This window comes from Nitrospirillum amazonense (assembly GCF_029594735.1).
GTDB classification, from domain to species: domain Bacteria; phylum Pseudomonadota; class Alphaproteobacteria; order Azospirillales; family Azospirillaceae; genus Nitrospirillum; species Nitrospirillum amazonense.
In genome coordinates this window covers 2,444,225-2,463,003 of the sequence record NZ_JARPAF010000002.1, presented here as the reverse complement: position 1 = coordinate 2,463,003, position 18,779 = coordinate 2,444,225, and the positions used below count along the sequence as shown (strand labels likewise).

Below are 18,779 nucleotides of genomic sequence, written 5' to 3'. Positions count from 1 at the left end.
GGCGATGGTGGTAAGTCGGGTGGCTAGGCTGCATGCATCCTGAACGGCAATACCAGGACGGATTTGAATTTCGGCGGGTGACCCCGGCCGAGGTCATCGAGGCGGCCCGCAAGCATGAACGGCTGATCGAGGGACGCATCGGTGGCGCCCGTTTCGCCTTTATCCTGCACGACCTCCGGGGCGCCGTCCTGTCCACCCTGAACCTGACCGACGCGGACCTGACCGGCAGCCGCCTGGACCAGGCCCAGTTGGTGGGCACGCGGCTGCGCAACGCGTCCCTTTTCGCCTGCGATTTCCGCCTGGCCTGCCTGCGACAGGCCGACCTGTCGAAATCCGACCTGCGCGGCGTCAGCATGCGTGGCGCCGACCTGAGCAAGGCCCGCATGCGTGAGGCGGACGTGCGCGAGGCGGTGCTGGCCGTCTACCGCGGCGGAAGGCCTCTGCCCGAAACCTTCGACGGCCGCATCCCTGACCTGACCTCCGCCATCGCAGTCGGCGCCGACATGGGCGAAAGCCGCATGAATGGCGCCTGGACCCTGAACGCCGATTTCACCGACGCCAACCTGGCGGGGGTGGATTTTCGCGGCGCCGACCTGCGCGGCGCCGTGTTCAAGGGGGCCAACATGCAGGGCGCCAACCTGTCGGAAACCAGGTTGCACGGCACCTCCTTCGCCGGGGCTCTCTTGACCGACGCCATCTTCACCGACGCCATTCTCGAAGACGCCAACTTCCGTGGCGCCATCATGGAATCCGGCCTCGTCGGCCGACTGCGCGGCAAGGGTGCCGTCCTACCGGGTGAAGGCGGGGAAGGCGCCCGGCCCGTGACGGAGGTGGTGGAGGACCATGCCGTCTGGGTGGCCGCGGCCGGTCGCTCCGGTGCCCGTGCCGATCTGTCGGGCCGCGACCTGAGCGGCCTCATCCTTTCGGGGCGCAACCTGACCGCGGCCAAGATGGCCTATGCCGTTGCGCGCCGCCTGGTGCTGACGGGGTCATCCCTGGTCATGGCCGACCTGGAATGCGTGGACCTGCAGGACGCGGTATTGGTGGGCGTGGACGCCCGAGGCGCCAATTTCGAGCGTGCCCACCTGAACGGCGCCGACCTGCAGAACGCCAACCTGGGCCTGTTGGAAAGTGCCGAGCAGCCGGACCGCAAATGGCCGGCCCGTCTGACCCGCGCCCGTCTGCGCAACGCCAACCTGCGGGGGGCGAACCTGCGCGGCGCCGTGCTGCGGGAGGCGGACCTGACCGGCGCCGATCTGCGCGACGCCCAGGTGGATGGCATCGTCCTGGACGGCGCCAACACCGCGCAGGTGAGGTCACGATAACCCCTCCAGTTGCCGGGCGCCGTGATCCCGCACTCCCACCTTGGGCCCGCACCTCATAAGCAAGGGCCTGGCGGAGGGAACAGGATTCTGAAATGAAAAGGCCCGGGCATCGCTGCGCCGGGCCTTTTTGGCTTCAAGCGGGCTTAGCCCACCAGCTTGTCCAGCTCGCGCAGGATGCTGTCGCCCATCACGCTGGTGGAGCAGCGGGCCATCCCCGGGGACATGATGTCGGCGGTGCGCATGCCGCCTTTCAGGACGTTCTGCACCGCCCGGTCCAGCAGGTCGGCTTCCTCACTCCGGTCGAAGGAGTAGCGCAGCGCCATGCCGAAGCTCAGCAGCGAGGCAATGGGGTTGGCGATGTCGCGGCCGGCGATGTCGGGGGCGGAGCCGTGCACCGGCTCGTACAGCGCCTTGCGGCGGCCGCTGGCATCAGCGGCGCCCAACGAGGCCGAGGGCAGCATGCCGATGGAGCCGGTCAGCATGGCGGCCTCGTCCGACAGGATGTCGCCGAACAGATTGTCGGTGACGATGACGTCGAACTGCTTGGGGTTGCGCACCAGCTGCATGGCGGCGGCGTCGGCCAGCATGTGGCTCAGCTCCACGTCCTTGTATTCCGCCGCGTGCAGGGCGGTGACGTCCTGGTTCCACAGCAGGCCGGACTCCATGACGTTGCGCTTCTCGCAGGAGCAGACCTTGTTGCCGCGCTTGCGCGCCAGCTCGAAGGCGACGCGGGCCACGCGCTGGATCTCCGGCGTGGTGTAAACCTGGGTGTTCACGCCCCGGCGGATGCCGTTGCCCAGGTCTTCGATGCCGCGGGGCTCACCGAAATAGACGCCGCCCGTCAGCTCGCGGACGATCATGATGTCCAGGCCGCGCACCACCTCGGGCTTCAGCGTCGAGGCATCGACCAAGGCGTCAAACACCACGGCCGGACGCAGGTTGGCGAATAGCTCCATCTCCTTGCGCAGGCGCAGCAGGCCGGCCTCGGGCCGCTTGTCGAAGCTGACGCCGTCCCACTTCGGGCCGCCCACGGCGCCCAGCAGCACGGCGTCGGCGGCCAGCGCCTGGGCCATGGTTTCATCGGACAGGGGCACGCCGTAGGCGTCGATGGCGCAGCCGCCGACCAGACCTTCCGACACGGTGAACTCCAGGTCGCGGCGACGGCCCATCCAGTCGATGACGCGGCGGACCTGGCGCATGACTTCCGGCCCGATACCGTCGCCCGGCAGCATGAGAAGAGAGTAAGCGGCCATGGATGAACCCTTTTTGTCGGATGGTGCGGCGTTGCCGCGGCCGCCGGCTTCCCTGTTCGGGGGTGGGCGCGCGGCCGGCCGGGCGTGCGGCCTTTGGATATTGGTTAGCGAAAATACGGGTGGGCCGGCATCCTGCCAACCCCTGTTTCGGCCGGGAACCGCGCCGATGCGCCGGTCACCGGGCCGTCACAGGATGGTCACGGGGGGCGGCTGTTCAGCGCGCCCAGCGCCACGGCTGCCCGGTCTGCTGCTGCGCCTCGAACGCGTCGATGGCGCTGACCTGCTGCAGGGTCAGGCCGATGTCGTCCAGGCCGTTCAGCAGGCAGTGGCGGCGGAACGGCTCCACATCGAAGCCGACGCTCTCGCCATCCGGGGTGGTGATGGTCTGCTTCTCCAGATCCACGGTGAAGGTGGCGTTGGCGCCCTTGGCCGCCTCGTCCATCAGCCGGTCGACCACGTCCTGGGGCAGGGCGATGGGCAGGATGCCGTTCTTGAAGCAGTTGTTGAAGAAGATGTCGGCGAAGCTGGGGGCGATGACGCAGCGGATGCCGTAGTCCAGCAGGGCCCACGGCGCATGTTCACGGGAGGAGCCGCAGCCGAAGTTGTCGCCCGCCACCAGGATGCTGGCCTTGCGGTAGGCCGGCTGGTTCAGGATGAAGTCCGCCCGGTCGCTGCCGTCCTCGTTGAAGCGGAGGGAGGAGAAAAGCCCGCTGCCCAGACCGGTGCGCTTGATGGTCTTCAGATACCGCGCCGGGATGATCATGTCCGTGTCGATATTCTGGATCGGCAGGGGGGCGGCGACGCCGGTCAGGATGGTGAACTTGTCCATGGGCTCTCGTCCGGTGACTACAATACGGGTGACGCTGTCCCTTTCTGCCACAAGGCGGATGAGGCCAACAACCACCCGCGACAATGCGCTAACGCGCGACAGCCCCCACCGAAACGCAAGGGAAGTACGGCAATGGGTCATTCTGCGAACTTATATTGCGTCTGCGGGACAATGAGACCGGTTGGCCGGCCGCCAGGGTGGTACGGTGCAAGGGTGCGTTGATGCCCCGCCGGTTGCTGGAAACGGGCCGTTTCGATATGAGGAACGGCCCCTTTTTCCCCGCGCCCGGTGTTCGCCCCATGACTGAAGGCCCCCATGACTGAAGGCCCCCATGACTGAAGGCCCATTGTCCGTCTACCGCGCCCGCCGCGGCACCGGCACGCTGAAGGACGACCCTGCCCAGGAACTGGCGGCGGAGAAGCTGCAGAGCCTGTACCAGGCGTTGCGGGATTACCGCCCGGCGCAGGGCCAGTCCGGCTGGCGCGCCCGTTTCGGCCTTGCGCGGCGGCCGGATCCGGCGCCGCAGGGCCTGTACATCTACGGTGACGTCGGCCGGGGCAAGTCCATGCTGATGGATCTGTTCTTTGAGACGGCGCCGGTGTTGCGCCGCCGCCGCGTCCACTTCCACGCCTTCATGCAGGAGGTGCACCAGTCCCTGCACAGCCTGCGGCAGCGTCCCGACCTGCGCCGGAACGGGGCGGATGAGTCGCTGCCGGAACTGGCGCGCACCATCGCCGACCAGGCTTGGCTGCTGTGCTTCGACGAATTCCACGTCACCGACATCGCCGACGCCATGATCCTGGGCCGGCTGTTCACCCACCTGTTCGACCTGGGGGTGGTGGTGGTGGCGACCAGCAACTGGGCGCCCGATGACCTGTACAAGGACGGCCTGCAGCGCGACCTGTTCCTGCCCTTCATCGCGCTGCTGAAGGAAAAGCTGGACGTCCTGCACCTGGAAGGCGCCCGGGACTACCGCCTGGCCCGCATTCGCGGCCGCCAGGTCTATTTCGATCCGTTGGGCCCTGCCGCCACCGCCGCGCTGGAAAGAACCTTCGGTGAGTTGACGGACGCCCAGCCCACCGCCACCCACCTGATGGTGCAGGGGCGCAGGCTGCCGGTGCCGCGCCAGGCCAAGGGTGTGGCCTGGTTCACCTTCGACGAGTTGTGCCGCCAGCCCCTGGGCCCCGGCGATTACCTGGCCATCGCCACGCATTACCACACCGTGCTGCTGGATGGCGTGCCCATGCTGGATCCGTCCTTGCGCAACGAGGCCAAGCGCCTGATGACCTTCATCGACGCCCTCTATGAGCACAAGGTGCACCTGATCATGGCGGCCGAGGCCGCTCCCGGGCAGCTCTACCCCGAGGGCCAACACGCCTTCGAATTCCAGCGCACCGTCAGCCGCCTCATGGAAATGCAGTCGGAGGATTATCTGGCGGCAGGGCATCTCACTTAAGGCCTGGCCACTGGAACTGACGGTTCGCCTACCGACATGGTAATGTGGGCGCGTTAGCCCATGATCCAGCCGGAGGCAGCTTGTGTCGCCGTCCAAGCCGTCCATCGACTATGAGACCGCCAAGACGGTGGCCGCCGGGGGCGACGTGGCGGCGCGGATCGAGTTGGCGAACAGTCCCGACACCCGGCCCGAGCTGCTCTATTACCTGGCCGACGACGATGACGAGCGGGTGCGTGGCGCCGTCGTGACCAACGCCATGACGCCGGTGCGCGCCTTCGGCCGCCTGGCCCGCGACCCTAGCGACCGGGTGCGCGCCCTGCTGGCGGACAAGCTGACCCGCCTGTTGCCCGACCTGTCGCGGCCCGAGGTGGGGGCGGTGCGCGATGTCGCCTTCGCGGCCCTGGAACTGCTGGCCGCCGACCAGGTCATCCGCGTACGCACGGCGCTGTCCAGCGCGCTGGCCGACGTGGAATGCGCCCCGCCCAAGCTGGCCGTCACCCTGGCCCGCGACGTGGCCCGCGACGTGGCGGGCCCGGTGCTGCGCTGGTGCATGGCACTGTCGGACGAGGAACTGCTGGATATCCTGTCCCGTCGGCCCGAGCCCTGGGTGGTGGAGGCGGTGGCCGGCAGGCGTACCGTGTCCCGGCCGGTGGGCGACGCCGTGGTGGCGATGGGCGACCACGGCTCCTGGGCCACCCTGGCCGGCAACCCGGGCGCCGACCTGTCGCCCAAGGCCCGCCGCCTGCTGGCGGAGCGAGGCCACATGCCGATCGGCGGCGTGCCCCCCGAAGAGGTACCTGATCCAAACGCGCCGCCACCTCCGCCCGCCGGTCCGGCGGAGGTGTCGCAGCGCCTGGCCAGCGCGGTGGAGGATGCCCTGCGCGACGGCCTGGCGGGGCAGGGGCTGGACAAGGCGGGGGTGGAGGCGGTGGTGGCCGCCGCTTCCCGCCGGTTGGACTGGGCGGCCGGCTACGGCAAGCCGGAGGGCGCGGGGGACAAGGCCGCGCGCTTGGCGGTCTCCGGCGGCCTGAACGAGGATGTGGTGTGCGACGCCCTCAGCTGGGGCGACCGCGACTTCGCCCAAGAAGCGGTGGCGCTGCTGGCCCGCGTGCCGGTGGACGCCGTGCGCCGCATTCTGGCGACGCAAAGCCCCAAGGCCGTGACGGCGCTGGCCTGGCGGGCGGGCTTTTCCATGCGCGGCGCCCGCACCCTGCAGGCCCGGGGTGCTGGAATCGCCCCGCGCAAGCTGCTGAACGCGCGGCTGGGGACGGACTACCCCATGACCGACGTCGAGATGCACTGGCACCTGGAGCTGTTCGATATCGCGCCGAAGTGATTGCGCCGGGGCGGCCTGTCAGGACGCGCCCCGGCGGTGCGCCGCAGCAAGCTGCACCTGGGGTTGGCGATCGTGCGCCCGCTCGTTGGTTCTGAACCATATCTTTTGCGGGAGGCCTGCCATGGGCGACGCGCGCGCCTGATCGTGTACGGGGCGCCTTGCCCGGCAGGCGGATTCAGGCTAATCAGCCCGCCAGCGGGTTCCCTCGCTCCTCGGGCCCCGAAGGCCGGGCGCCCAGGCGCCTGGGACCCCCGCACGGCGAATTTCCGGGACTTTCGCCCGACGCCTTCAGCCTTGGGCGGCGCGGTCCCCTGTTTCGTTAGCGCCTTATTGTTGAACCCAAATTCGCAACCCAAAGTTCAAGGAACCCAACCATGGCACGCAAGAAGATCGCGCTGGTCGGCGCCGGCCAGATCGGCGGCACCCTGGCCCTGTTGGCCGGCCTGAAGGAGCTTGGCGACATCGTCCTGTTCGACATCCCTGACTTCGAGGGTGTCGCCAAGGGCAAGGCGCTGGACATCGCCGAAGCCGCCCCCGTGGAAGGGTTCGACAGCGCCCTGACCGGTGCCTCCGACTATGCCGGCATCGCCGGCGCCGACGTGGTGATCGTCACCGCCGGTGTGCCGCGCAAGCCGGGCATGAGCCGCGACGACCTGGTGGGCATCAACGCCAAGGTCATCAAGACCGTCGGCGCGGGCATCAAGGAACACGCCCCGAACGCCTTCGTCATCGTCATCACCAACCCGCTGGACGCCATGGTCGGCCTGATGCAGCAGGTCACCGGCTTCGACCCTGCCAAGGTGGTCGGAATGGCCGGCGTGCTGGACAGCGCCCGCTTCCGCCACTTCCTAGCGGACGAGTTCAAGGTCTCGGTCGAGGACGTCACCGCCTTCGTGCTGGGCGGCCACGGCGACACCATGGTTCCCTCCGTCCGCTACTCCACCGTCGCCGGCATCCCGCTGCCCGACCTGGTGAAGATGGGCTGGACCACGCAGGAGAAGCTGGACCAGATCGTGCAGCGCACCCGTGACGGCGGTGCGGAGATCGTCGGCCTGCTGAAGACCGGTTCCGCCTTCTACGCCCCGGCCGCCTCCGCCATCGCCATGGCCGAGAGCTTCCTGAAGGACAAGAAGCGCGTGCTGCCCTGCGCCGCCAAGCTGACCGGCCAGTACGGCGTGGACGGCCTGTACATCGGCGTGCCGGTGATCATCGGCGCCGGCGGCGTCGAAAAGATCATCGAGATCGAGCTGAACGCCGAGGAAAAGGCCAACTTCGACAAGTCCGTTGCCGCCGTGCAGCAGCTGGTCGAAGTCACCGCCAAGGTCGCCGGCTGATCGTTCGGGTTCCGGTATGACGTAGTGGATGGCCCCGCCCGCTTCCCGCCGGCGGGGCCATTTGCCAAACAGATACCGGAATAGCGTCCTTAGCCACCCTTCCGTCACTTTACGCGGTTGATCGCCCCGGCATTGCTCTCTACAGTGCCCGCGGCGCGGGGTTGGCCCCGCGATCGGCCGCAATCATGCGAGGCCGTTTCCCAACCGGAAGCGGGCGATCCCCGAATGAATATTCATGAATACCAGGCCAAGGGCCTGCTGAAGAAATACGGCGTGGCGGTTCCCCGCGGCGGCGTTGCCTACACCCCCGAAGAGGCCAAGACCGTGGCCGCGGAACTGGGCGGCCCCGTGTGGGTCGTGAAGTCCCAGATCCACGCCGGCGGCCGTGGCGCCGGGCGGTTCAAGGAGAACCCCGAGGGCAAGGGCGGCGTCCGCGTCGTGAAGTCGATCGACGACGTCGTGTCCAACGCCAAGGAAATGCTGGGCCACACGCTGGTGACCAAGCAGACCGGTCCGGAAGGCAAGGAGGTCAAGCGCCTCTATGTCGAGGAAGGCTGCGACATCAAGCGCGAGCTGTACCTGTCCCTGCTGCTGGACCGCGCCACCTCCCGCGTGACCGTGATCGCCTCGACCGAGGGCGGCATGGAAATCGAGGAAGTGGCCCACAGCCACCCCGAGAAGATTGTCAAGGTCGCCATCGACCCGGTCGGCGGCCTGCAGGGCTACCACGCCCGCCAGATCGCCTTCGGCCTGAAGCTGGAAGGCAAGCAGGTCGGCGCCGCCGTAAAGTTCCTGTCCGCCATGTACAAGGCGTTCGTGGAACTGGACGCCTCGCAGGTCGAGATCAACCCGCTGGTCGTGACCGGCGCCGGTGAGGTCATCGCCCTCGACGCCAAGATGAACTTCGACGACAACGCCCTCTACCGTCACAAGGACATCGAAGAGCTCCGTGACGAGAGTGAGGAAGAGGCGTCGGAGACCGAGGCCACGAAGCACGGCCTGAACTATGTGAAGCTGGATGGCAACATCGGCTGCATGGTCAACGGTGCCGGCCTGGCCATGGCCACCATGGACATCATCAAGCTGTACGGCGGCGAGCCGGCCAACTTCCTGGACGTGGGCGGCGGCGCCACCCGTGAGCGCGTGACCACCGCGTTCAAGCTCATCCTGTCCGACCCGAATGTCGAAGGCATTCTGGTCAACATCTTCGGCGGCATCATGCGCTGCGACGTCATCGCCGAGGGCGTGGTGGCGGCGGCCCGTGAGGTCAGCCTGCACGTTCCGCTGGTCGTCCGCCTGGAAGGCACCAACGTCGAGCTGGGCAAGAAGATCCTGGCCGAATCCGGCCTGCCGATCCTGTCCGCCGACAACCTGGCCGACGCCGCTGAAAAGATCGTCAAGGCCGTGAAGGAGGCCGCGTAATCATGGCCGTGTTGGTTGACAAGAACACCAAGGTGATCTGCCAGGGCTTCACCGGCGCGCAGGGCACCTTCCACTCCGAACAGGCCATCGCCTACGGCACCAAGATGGTCGGCGGCGTGACCCCCGGCAAGGGCGGCACCACCCACCTCGACCTGCCGGTGTTCGACACCGTGGCCGAGGCCGTGCACACCACCGGCGCCAATGCCTCGGTGATCTACGTGCCGCCGCCCTTCGCCGCCGACGCCATCCTGGAAGCCATCGATGCGCAGATCCCGCTGGTGGTCTGCATCACCGAGGGCATCCCGGTGCTGGACATGGTGACGGTGAAGCGCGCCCTGGCCGGGTCCAAGACCCGCCTGATCGGCCCGAACTGCCCCGGCGTGATCACCCCGGACGAGTGCAAGATCGGCATCATGCCGGGCCACATCCACAAGCGTGGCAAGATCGGCATCGTCAGCCGCTCCGGCACCCTGACCTATGAGGCCGTGGCGCAGACCACCGCGGCCGGCCTGGGCCAGACCACCTGCATCGGCATCGGCGGCGACCCGGTCAACGGCACCAACTTCGTGGACAGCCTGCAGCTGTTCCTCGACGACCCGGAGACCGAGGGCATCATCATGATCGGTGAGATCGGCGGTTCGGCGGAAGTCGACGGTGCCGAGTTCATCCGCGAGTCCAAGACGAAGAAGCCGGTCGTCGGCTTCATCGCCGGCCGCACGGCCCCCCCGGGCCGCCGCATGGGCCACGCAGGCGCCGTGATCTCCGGCGGCAACGACACGGCCGACTTCAAGGTCGAGGCCCTGCGCGCCGCCGGCATCCATGTTGCCGACAGCCCCGCCAGCCTGGGTTCCACCATGCTGAAGGCGCTGAAGGGCTGATACCGGCCTTTCGGTTGAAATGACGGGCCGGCCCGGATCACCGGGCCGGCCCGAGGAGGAACGGCGGCACCCGCCCAGCACATGTCTGGTACCCGGGGCCGCCGTTTTTCCATGGCTGGCATGAGGCATCGCATCCCCTGCGTCGCTTGACCCCGTGGGATGCTGGTGCCACCTCATTGTTAGCGTGCACATTTACAATTTTGATGGGCACGCGCCGACGCCATGATGATCACCTCGTCCAGCGTTGCGCAACAAAAAGGCCGGACGCTCTTCAGGCTCGATGGTTTTGTTGCGGAAACTGGGCGTTTCTTATGCGTGGTAGGCGTTTTCGTGGCAACGGCCCCACCGCCGTCGCATATTGAAGGCGCAGGTATCATGGCGTAAAAGAACGCGAATTTCGGTCCCATCGGGACGCCTGCCACGTAGACGCGGGCGCCCTATCCCTCCCAGATCAAGCGCAGAGCGCCATGGTAACCGATCAAAGCTCCCTGTTTTTCGCCGGCAACGCGACCTTCGTCGCCGAGCTTTACGCCCGCTACCTGCAGGATCCGGCCTCCGTCGATCCTTCGTGGAGCAGCTTCTTCGCCGGGCTGGATGATGATGCCCGCGTCGTGCTGGGCGAAATCAAGGGGGCGAGCTGGGCGCCCAACAAGGCTGCCGTCATCGGCGTGCCCGATCCCGATGCCAAGCCGGCCGCTCCGGCCAAGGGTGCGAAGGGTGCCAATGGCGCCGCCGCCCCGGCCGCCAATGGCGCCGTGGCCAGTAACGCCATTGGGGGTGGCATCACGCCCGAGCAGCTGCGTCAGGCGCAGCTGGACAGCATCCGCGCCCTGATGCTCATCCGCGCCTACCGCGTCCGTGGCCACCTGATGGCCAAGCTGGACCCGCTGGGCCTGGAGAAGCGCAGCGAGCATCCGGAGCTGGACCCCAAGACCTACGGCTTCACCGACGCCGACCTGGACCGCCCGATCTTCATCAACAACGTGCTGGGGATGGAGACCGCCACCCTGCGCCAGATCGTGGACGCGGTGCAGCGCACCTACTGCGGCCACATCGGCGTGGAGTTCATGCACATCCAGGATCCCGAGCAGAAGGCCTGGATCCAGGAGCGTATCGAGGGCATCCGCAACCAGACCGACTTCACGGTCCAGGGCAAGAAGGCCATCCTGCAGCGTCTGACGGCCGCCGAGGGCTTCGAGCGCTTCCTGCAGCTGAAGTACACCGGCACCAAGCGCTTCGGCCTGGAGGGTGGTGAGGTCTGGGTCCCGGCCATCGAGCAGATCCTGAAGCGCGGCGGTCAGCTGGGCTTGAAGGAACTGGTCATCGGCATGGCGCATCGCGGCCGCCTGAACGTCCTGGCCAACGTGATGAACAAGCCGTACAAGGCCATCTTCTCCGAATTCCAGGGCAACGCCGCCAATCCCGAGGACGTGCAGGGTTCGGGCGACGTGAAGTACCACCTCGGCACCTCGGCCGACCGCGAGTTCGACGGCAACTCCATCCATCTGTCGCTGACGGCCAACCCGTCGCACCTGGAAGTGGTGAACCCGGTCGTGTGCGGCAAGGTTCGCGCCAAGCAGGTGCAGCGCTCCACCATGCCGCCGACGGATGAGGCCCGTGCCGAGGTCATCGGCCTGCTGCTGCACGGCGACGCCGCCTTCGCCGGCCAGGGCCTGGTGCCCGAGACGCTGCTGCTGTCCGAGCTGAAGGGCTACCGCACCGGCGGCATCATCCACATCATCACCAACAACCAGATCGGCTTCACCACCGCGCCGCAGTACGCCCGTTCCGGCCCGTACCCGACGGAAGTGGCCAAGGCCATCCAGGCGCCGATCTTCCACGTCAACGGCGACGATCCCGAGGCCGTGATCCACGTGACGCGCATCGCCGTGGAGTTCCGTCAGAAGTTCCTGAAGGACGTGGTGCTGGACATCGTCTGCTATCGCCGTCAGGGCCACAACGAAGGCGACGAGCCGGCGTTCACCCAGCCGCTGATGTACAAGGCGATCCGCAACCACCCCACCACCCGCGAGCTGTACGCTAAGCAGCTGATCGCCGAGGGCGTGATCACCGCCGAGGAAGCCGACGGCTTCGTCAAGGACTTCCATAAGGCCATGGAAGCGGAGTTCGAGGCGTCGACCACTTACAAGCCGAACAAGGCCGACTGGCTGGAAGGCAAGTGGCAGGGTCTGAGCGCCGCCAAGAACGACGATCGCAAGGGCAAGACCGCCGCGCCCATGGATCTGCTGCAGGAAGTGGGCAAGGCCATCTCCGCCGTGCCGGAAGGCGTGGACGTGAACGCCAAGGTGGTGCGCCAGCTCAAGGCCAAGCAGGAGATGTTCGCCTCCGGCAAGGACCTGGACTGGGCCACGGCCGAGGCGCTGGCCTTCGGCACCCTGCTGGTCGAGGGCGTGCCCGTGCGCCTGTCCGGCCAGGACGTGGGCCGCGGCACCTTCTCGCAGCGCCACTGCGTGCTGGTCGACCAGACCACCGAGGCCAAGTACGTGCCTCTGGACCACATCCGTGCCGACCAGGCCCGGTTCGAGGTGCACGACAGCCCGCTGTCCGAAGCGGCCGTGCTGGGCTTCGAATACGGTTTCACCCTGGCGGAGCCGCACGCCCTGGTCCTGTGGGAAGCCCAGTTCGGCGATTTCGCCAACGGCGCCCAGTCCATCATCGACCAGTTCATCAGCTCGGGCGAGAGCAAGTGGCTGCGCATGTCCGGCCTGACCATGCTGCTGCCGCACGGCTATGAGGGCCAAGGTCCGGAGCACAGCTCCGCCCGTCTGGAGCGCTTCCTGCAGCTGTCCGGCGAGGACAACTGGCAGATCGTGAACTGCACCACCCCGGCCAACTACTTCCACGTGCTGCGCCGGCAGGTGAACCGCGAGTTCCGCAAGCCGCTGGTGGTCTTCAGCCCCAAGTCGTTGCTGCGCCACAAGCTGTGCGTCAGCGAGCTGTCCATGTTCACCGGCAACGAGTCGTTCCACCGCGTCCTGTACGAGACCGGCGTGGATCTGGTCGAGCCGGCGAAGATCCGCCGCGTCGTTCTCTGCTCGGGCAAGGTCTATTACGACCTGTTCCAGGAGCGGGAGAACCGGGGCGTGAAGGATGTGGCCTTCCTGCGCCTGGAGCAGCTGTACCCCTTCCCGGGCGACGCCCTGAAGGTGGAGCTGGCCAAGTATCCCAACGCCGACGTGGTGTGGTGCCAGGAAGAGCCCGCCAACATGGGCGCCTGGAGCTTCGTCGACCGCCGCATCGAGGGCGTGCTGAAGGAACTGAACCACAAGGCCGGCCGTCCGTCCTACGTGGGCCGCGCCGAGGCCGCCTCGCCGGCCGCCGGCCAGCTGAAGCGCCACAACCAGGAACTGGCCAAGTTCCTGGACGAGGCGCTGACCATCGCTTGATCCAATAACGTTCCGGGGCCCGTTGCGGCCCCGGAATGATTTTATTCTGAAACCCTTTGTTAGAAACGAACCAAGGTCCCAAAAACATGGCGACGGAAATCCTGGTGCCCACCCTCGGCGAGTCCGTGTCGGAAGCGACGGTCGCGCGGTGGCTGAAGAAGGTTGGCGACAGCGTCAAGGCGGATGAAACGCTGGTGGAGCTGGAGACCGACAAGGTCACCTTGGAAGTCAACGCCCCGGCCGCCGGCACGCTGGGCGAAATCCGCGCCGCCGAGGGCGCCAACGTGGGCGTGAGCGCCGTCCTGGGCGTGATCAGCGAGGGTGCCGCCGCCGCCGCGGCCGCCCCCGCCGCCGCTCCGGCCCCAGCCAAGACCGCCGCCCCGGCGCCGGCCGCCGTCCCGGTTGCCGCCCCCGCCAGCAACGGCGCCGCCGGCGTGATGCCGGCCGCCGCCAAGATCGCCGCCGACGCCGGCGTGAACCCGGCCACCATCGCCGGCACCGGCAAGGACGGCCGCGTCACCAAGGGTGACGTGATCGACCACCTAGCCGCCCCGAAGGCCGCCCCGGCCCCCGTCGCCGCTCCGGCCCCGATCGCCAAGGCCCCGGCCGGTCCGCGCGCCCGCGCCGATCGTGAGGAGCGGGTGCGCATGACCCGCCTGCGGCAGACCATCGCCGCCCGCCTGAAGGACGCCCAGAACACCGCGGCCATGCTGACCACCTACAACGAGGTGGACATGACCAACGTGATGAAGCTGCGCAACGAGCTGAAGGACCAGTTCGAGAAGAAGCACGGCGTGAAGCTGGGCTTCATGTCCTTCTTCGTGAAGGCCTGCCTGGTCGCCCTGAAGGAAATCCCGGCCGTCAACGCCGAGATCGAGGGCACCGACCTGATCTACAAGAACTACTACGACATCGGCGTCGCCGTCGGCACGCCGTCCGGTCTGGTGGTTCCGGTGGTGCGCGACGCCGACCAGATGGGCTTCGCCAAGATCGAGCAGTCGATCAACGAGCTGGGCAAGAAGGCCCGCGACGGCAAGCTGTCCATGGAGGACATGACCGGCGGCACCTTCACCATCTCCAACGGTGGTGTGTACGGCTCGCTGATGAGCTCGCCCATCCTGAACGCCCCGCAGTCGGGCATCCTGGGCATGCACAAGATCCAGGAGCGTCCCATGGTCGTCGGCGGCCAGATCGTCATCCGCCCGATGATGTACCTGGCCCTGTCCTACGATCACCGCATCATCGACGGCCGCGAGGCCGTGACCTTCCTGGTGCGCGTCAAGGAATGCATCGAGAACCCGGAACGCATCCTGCTGGATGTCTGATCCGACGGACGGGGGGCCCCACGGCCCCCCGTTTGCTGACCGCCTGACCACTTAATCCACAATCAGCGCCAAAGCCTCCAGCGCCATACTTTACGGAGCGCAGCGACTAGGACGCGACTGCGTCCGCCGCAGCGAGCACCGCAGGGCGCAGCGAGGATAAGCCAAGGGCCGGATGGCCCGCCGGCGTTTGAGGCTAACTGAAACCTCCGCCCGGCGCCTGAGGGAATCCAAACATGACCACCGAAACCCAATTCGATCTCGTCGTTATCGGCAGCGGCCCCGGCGGTTACGTCGCGGCCATCCGCGCGGCCCAGCTGGGCATGAAGGTCGCCTGCGTCGAGATGCGCAAGACCCTGGGCGGCACCTGCCTGAACGTGGGCTGCATCCCCTCCAAGGCCCTGCTGGTCGCCAGCGAGAAGTTCGAGGAAGCGTCCCACTCCCTGGGCAATTTCGGCGTCAAGGTCTCGGGCGTGGAGCTCGATCTGCCGACGATGATGAAGCACAAGGACGACGTGGTTAAGTCCAACGTCACCGGCGTGGAATTCCTGTTCAAGAAGAACAAGATCACCCGCTTTACCGGCAAGGGCAGCATCGCCGCCCCGGGCCAGGTGACGGTGACCAAGGAAGACGGCGCCACCGAGACCGTCACCACCAAGAACATCCTGATCGCCACCGGCTCCGACGTCATGCCCCTGCCGGGCGTGACCATCGACGAGAAGCGCATCGTCTCCTCCACCGGCGCCCTGGATCTGGCCGGCGTGCCGAAGCGCCTGGTGGTCATCGGCGGCGGCGTCATTGGGCTGGAGCTGGGCTCCGTCTGGCAGCGCCTGGGCGCGCAGGTCACGGTGGTGGAGTTCCTGGACCGCATCCTGCCCGGCATGGATGGCGAGGTCTCCAAGCAGTCCCAGCGCATCCTGGGCAAGCAGGGCCTGACCTTCAAGCTGTCGACCAAGGTCACCTCGGCCGTGGCTGCTGACACCGGCGTCACCCTGACGGTGGAGCCCGCCGCCGGCGGCACGGCCGAGACCATCGAGGCCGATGTGGTGCTGGTGGCCATCGGCCGCCGCCCCTACACCGAGGGCCTGGGCCTGGACAAGGTCGGCGTCGAGCTGGATGAGCGCAAGCGCGTCAAGACCGACCACCACTTCCGCACCAACGTGCCCGGCATCTGGGCCATCGGCGACGTGATCGCCGGCGCCATGCTGGCCCACAAGGCCGAGGAAGAGGGCGTGGTCTGCGCCGAGGTGATGGCGGGCCAGTCCGGCCACATCAACTACGACGCCATCCCGGGCGTGGTCTACACCTGGCCGGAAATCGCCGCCGTCGGCAAGACGGAGGAGCAGCTGAAGGCCGAGGGCGTGGCCTACAAGGTCGGCAAGTTCCCCTTCACCGCCAACGGCCGCGCCCGCTCCATGCAGGCCACCGAGGGCTTCGTGAAGCTGCTGGCCGACGCCCATTCCGACAAGCTGCTGGGCGCCCACATCATCGGCGCCTCGGCCGGTGAGATGATCGAGGAGCTGGCCCTGGCCCTGGAATTCGGCGCCTCGTCCGAAGACATCGCCCGCACCAGCCACGCTCACCCCACGCTGACCGAGGCCATCAAGGAGGCGGCCCTGGGCGTGCTGGGCCGCACCATCCACATGTAAGCCTTTCCGTTCGGGAATGCGGAAACGGCGCCGGGTCACACCGGCGCCGTTTTGCATTCAGGGCCCTCTTTGTTCACGACCAGGGCCCCTTGGGGCCGTCATAATCGTCGCGCTTGGGCGGTGAGGGTGGGACGGGCGGCCCCTGATCCCGCGCCGGCGGCGGCTTCGGCCCCCAATAGCGGCGCAGGCGCGGTGCCCCGAGCATCATGATCAGCACCGCCACCAGATAGATGAAGTTCTGGCTGCGGATGCCATTCCACAGATGGTCCAGCAGGCCGCCCTTCACCAGGGCGTCGCCGGCGACCAGGCCGCTGAGGCCCAGGGTGACGGATTGGTCGGCCACGGGCACGTAGTCGCGATAGCCGTTGCCGGGGGTGAAGCGCAGCATGGACAGCAGCGCCGGCATCTGGCCCTCGATGGCCGGCAGGTCGCTCATGCGGGCGGCGATGTCCAGGCCCAGCACGCCGCGCCGGCCCAGCAGGCGGGCATGGTAATCTAGCCCATCGACGGCGCCGCCGTCGGCTTGGCGCCGCGTGGCCCAGATCAGCGTGTGGCTGGCGCTGTCGTAGACCGGGGGCTGGGCCCAGCCCGTCAGACGCGATCCGCCACTGTCGGCGGATTTCAACGCCGACAGCAGGGCGTCGGCGTCCAGCCGGCCGGCATCCAGGTCGCTGACATGGCCGCTGCCGTCATAGCTCAGGGCCACCAGCCAGGCGGGGTCGGGGGCTGAGCCCACCGGCACCAGCAGGCCCAGCCCGGCACCGCCTGCCAGGGGGCGCCCCTGCCAGTGCCGGCTGAGGAAAGCCTGGGTGTCGGCACCGGCCACGTACTGGAAGGCGGGGCTGGGGGTCAGGGTGATGGCCTTGTCCGCCAGCGAGATCGGGGTTTCATCCGTGGCGGCGGCTGGTGGGGTGACGCCCAGAAGCGCGGCGCATAGCAGCGGGGCCAGCAATCTCATAAGCCGCATGGGGCCAGTCCTCAAGAGCGGTTGCCGCGACGGGCCCGGGGGTGCGCCGTCTCATAGACCGACAGCAGCTGCTCGGCATCCACGTCGGTGTAGCGCTGGGTGGTGGACAGGCTGGCATGGCCCAGCAGGTCCTGGATGGCGCGCAGGTCGGCGCCGCCGCCCAGCAGATGGGTGGCGAAGCTGTGGCGCAGGGCGTGCGGCGTGGCGGTGTCGGGCAGGCCCAACAGCTGTCGCAGGGTCTGCATGGCCAGGCGCGCCACCCGGTCGTTCAGCCGGTCGCCGCGCACGCCTACGAACAGCGGCCCGCTGGCGGGCAGGGGGTGCGGGCAGGCCTCGATATAGGCGGCCAGTGCTTGGCGCACGGCGGGCAGGACGGGCACGTCGCGCTGTTTCGATCCCTTGCCGGTGACCCGCAGGGTGTCGCTGTCCAGCGGCGCTTCGGCCCTCGTCAGGCGCAAGGCCTCATCCATGCGCAGACCGCAGCCGTAGAGCAGGGTGAACAAGGCGCGGTCGCGCAGGCCAACCCAAGGTGCCTGGGGGATGTCGGACGATTCCGCCAGCAGGATGCCGGCGTCGTCCACCGTCAGGGGGCGGGGGATGGGGCGCTTCACCTTGGGGGCGTTCAGCAGGCCGATGGCGGGGTTGTGCAGCCGGCCGGAGCGGTCCAGCCAGCGGAACAGGTTGCGCACGCCGGAAACGGCGCGGGCCCGGCTGGCGGCGATGGCACCCTCACCCGCGCGGGCCGCCAGCCAGGCGCGGAAGTCGCCCAGCTTCGCCCCGCCCAGGTCGTTCAGGCTGGGCGCCCGGCCCAGATGCTCCGTCAGAAAGGACAGGAAGGCGGCGACATCACCCTGATAAGCACGCAGCGTGTGGGGCGACGCCGTCTTCTCCGACGTCAGCCAGCGCCGCCACTCCTCCAGCACCGCCGCCACGTCGGGCGCGCAGGAATATCCCAGGGCGGGGGGCTTGGTCATGATGATCTCTCTAGTGAATCGAATCTGACGGATGTGTCCCATTGCAGGGCGCTCGCGATGTGGTGAAGTACAGACCGGATACCGCGCCCAAGATTGCGCCCAGCGGCATCGTCAATATAACGAGGAACCCCGCCCCATTGTCAGTATAGTCATTTTCCATGTAACTTATTGAAAGCCCAAATAATATAGGCCCGAAAAAGCCCAATGTTGTGCCGAGCAGACCTCCGATCAAAAGCCCTGCCATCCCTCGAAGGAAATGCCGCAACTTCATCTTTTTCCCACTGTTCTCGTTTAATCGTTTTCTCTAACTATGACCCCGCATCGCACTGCGACGATGATTTTATCCGGGTCGGGAACCATGAAAAAGGGCGGGGATTTTCGTTGGTTTCGGCAGGGAAGCGTTTGATGGCAGCCTATAATGGAACACTAAGCGCGGATGCCGGTCGAGCCAAGCGCGCACCTTCAGGTGCTTGTGGCTGCCGTAGTTGTCGAGAATGACGTGGACGCCTTTGCCGACTGGCACCTCGGTCTCGATGGCGTTGAGGAAGCGGATGAGCTACTGATGCCGGTGGCGTTGCATGCGGCGCCCGATCACCTCCCCTTATAGGCCCCGACTGGGGCCGCCGG

The 18,779-nt window shown here is 67.6% G+C and carries 13 protein-coding genes and 1 pseudogene; 9 read left to right on the top strand and 5 right to left on the bottom strand.

What is annotated here, in order from left to right:
- The first annotated feature begins 77 nt into the window (after positions 1–77).
- Positions 78–1,325, top strand: coding sequence for a pentapeptide repeat-containing protein (locus P5F91_RS17330; protein ID WP_186454793.1), 1,248 nt, complete (start codon positions 78–80; stop codon positions 1,323–1,325).
- Positions 1,326–1,468: 143 nt separating this feature from the next.
- On the opposite strand, the gene leuB is transcribed toward P5F91_RS17330, so the two are convergent.
- Both leuB and leuD read right to left on the bottom strand, forming a co-directional pair.
- A complete protein-coding gene (gene leuB, locus P5F91_RS17325; protein ID WP_145611302.1) occupies positions 1,469–2,578 on the bottom strand; it encodes a 3-isopropylmalate dehydrogenase in 1,110 nt (369 codons plus the stop codon).
- 214 nt (positions 2,579–2,792) lie between these two features.
- Positions 2,793–3,407, bottom strand: a complete 615-nt coding sequence (gene leuD, locus P5F91_RS17320; RefSeq protein WP_040849669.1) for a 3-isopropylmalate dehydratase small subunit — start codon at positions 3,405–3,407, stop codon at positions 2,793–2,795.
- A 331-nt stretch (positions 3,408–3,738) separates the two neighbouring features.
- Here leuD and zapE point away from each other — a divergent pair, with 331 nt between their 5' ends.
- The 8 genes from zapE to lpdA all read left to right on the top strand — a co-directional run bounded on the left by zapE (position 3,739) and on the right by lpdA (position 16,211).
- Entirely contained in the window at positions 3,739–4,863 is a 1,125-nt protein-coding gene (zapE, locus tag P5F91_RS17315; RefSeq protein ID WP_145611303.1) for a cell division protein ZapE, read from the top strand.
- A gap of 82 nt (positions 4,864–4,945) precedes the next feature.
- Positions 4,946–6,199, top strand: coding sequence for a DUF2336 domain-containing protein (locus P5F91_RS17310; protein ID WP_145611304.1), 1,254 nt, complete (start codon positions 4,946–4,948; stop codon positions 6,197–6,199).
- Between the two features lie 374 nt (positions 6,200–6,573).
- Complete coding sequence (gene mdh / locus P5F91_RS17305) at positions 6,574–7,533, top strand: malate dehydrogenase (RefSeq protein WP_145611305.1); 960 nt, start codon at positions 6,574–6,576, stop codon at positions 7,531–7,533.
- Between the two features lie 225 nt (positions 7,534–7,758).
- Positions 7,759–8,955, top strand: a complete 1,197-nt coding sequence (gene sucC, locus P5F91_RS17300) for an ADP-forming succinate--CoA ligase subunit beta (RefSeq protein ID WP_277907716.1) — start codon at positions 7,759–7,761, stop codon at positions 8,953–8,955.
- A 2-nt stretch (positions 8,956–8,957) separates the two neighbouring features.
- The gene (gene sucD, locus P5F91_RS17295) at positions 8,958–9,833 is read left to right on the top strand and encodes a succinate--CoA ligase subunit alpha (protein WP_145611307.1); all 876 of its coding nucleotides are present in this window, start codon (positions 8,958–8,960) and stop codon (positions 9,831–9,833) included.
- Positions 9,834–10,300: 467 nt separating this feature from the next.
- Positions 10,301–13,240, top strand: coding sequence for a 2-oxoglutarate dehydrogenase E1 component (locus P5F91_RS17290; protein ID WP_277907715.1), 2,940 nt, complete (start codon positions 10,301–10,303; stop codon positions 13,238–13,240).
- Positions 13,241–13,326: 86 nt separating this feature from the next.
- The gene (gene odhB / locus P5F91_RS17285; RefSeq protein ID WP_277907714.1) at positions 13,327–14,565 is read left to right on the top strand and encodes a 2-oxoglutarate dehydrogenase complex dihydrolipoyllysine-residue succinyltransferase; all 1,239 of its coding nucleotides are present in this window, start codon (positions 13,327–13,329) and stop codon (positions 14,563–14,565) included.
- A gap of 233 nt (positions 14,566–14,798) precedes the next feature.
- On the top strand, positions 14,799–16,211 hold the full coding sequence (gene lpdA, locus P5F91_RS17280) for a dihydrolipoyl dehydrogenase (protein ID WP_277907713.1): 1,413 nt from the start codon (positions 14,799–14,801) through the stop codon (positions 16,209–16,211).
- A 73-nt stretch (positions 16,212–16,284) separates the two neighbouring features.
- Here lpdA and P5F91_RS17275 read toward each other — a convergent pair whose 3' ends face one another.
- From P5F91_RS17275 to P5F91_RS17265, 3 genes and pseudogenes are all read right to left on the bottom strand, one after another.
- Complete coding sequence (locus P5F91_RS17275) at positions 16,285–17,178, bottom strand: DUF2167 domain-containing protein (protein ID WP_277907712.1); 894 nt, start codon at positions 17,176–17,178, stop codon at positions 16,285–16,287.
- Positions 17,179–17,189: 11 nt separating this feature from the next.
- On the bottom strand, positions 17,190–18,152 hold the full coding sequence (locus P5F91_RS17270; protein ID WP_277907711.1) for a tyrosine recombinase XerC: 963 nt from the start codon (positions 18,150–18,152) through the stop codon (positions 17,190–17,192).
- 291 nt (positions 18,153–18,443) lie between these two features.
- Positions 18,444–18,753, bottom strand: a pseudogene (locus P5F91_RS17265) (IS630 family transposase); the annotation flags it as partial.
- Positions 18,754–18,779: the final 26 nt, after the last annotated feature.

Bases quoted from the DNA above. Each gene is read 5' to 3' on its own strand.
- leuD (WP_040849669.1), bottom strand. From the start codon at position 3,407: ATGGACAAGTTCACCATCCTGACCGGCGTCGCCGCCCCCCTGCCGATC.
- odhB (WP_277907714.1), top strand. From the start codon at position 13,327: ATGGCGACGGAAATCCTGGTGCCCACCCTCGGCGAGTCCGTGTCGGAA.
- P5F91_RS17275 (WP_277907712.1), bottom strand. From the start codon at position 17,178: ATGCGGCTTATGAGATTGCTGGCCCCGCTGCTATGCGCCGCGCTTCTG.
- zapE (WP_145611303.1), top strand. From the start codon at position 3,739: ATGACTGAAGGCCCATTGTCCGTCTACCGCGCCCGCCGCGGCACCGGC.
- mdh (WP_145611305.1), top strand. From the start codon at position 6,574: ATGGCACGCAAGAAGATCGCGCTGGTCGGCGCCGGCCAGATCGGCGGC.
- sucD (WP_145611307.1), top strand. From the start codon at position 8,958: ATGGCCGTGTTGGTTGACAAGAACACCAAGGTGATCTGCCAGGGCTTC.
- lpdA (WP_277907713.1), top strand. From the start codon at position 14,799: ATGACCACCGAAACCCAATTCGATCTCGTCGTTATCGGCAGCGGCCCC.
- leuB (WP_145611302.1), bottom strand. From the start codon at position 2,578: ATGGCCGCTTACTCTCTTCTCATGCTGCCGGGCGACGGTATCGGGCCG.
- P5F91_RS17290 (WP_277907715.1), top strand. From the start codon at position 10,301: ATGGTAACCGATCAAAGCTCCCTGTTTTTCGCCGGCAACGCGACCTTC.
- sucC (WP_277907716.1), top strand. From the start codon at position 7,759: ATGAATATTCATGAATACCAGGCCAAGGGCCTGCTGAAGAAATACGGC.
- P5F91_RS17270 (WP_277907711.1), bottom strand. From the start codon at position 18,152: ATGACCAAGCCCCCCGCCCTGGGATATTCCTGCGCGCCCGACGTGGCG.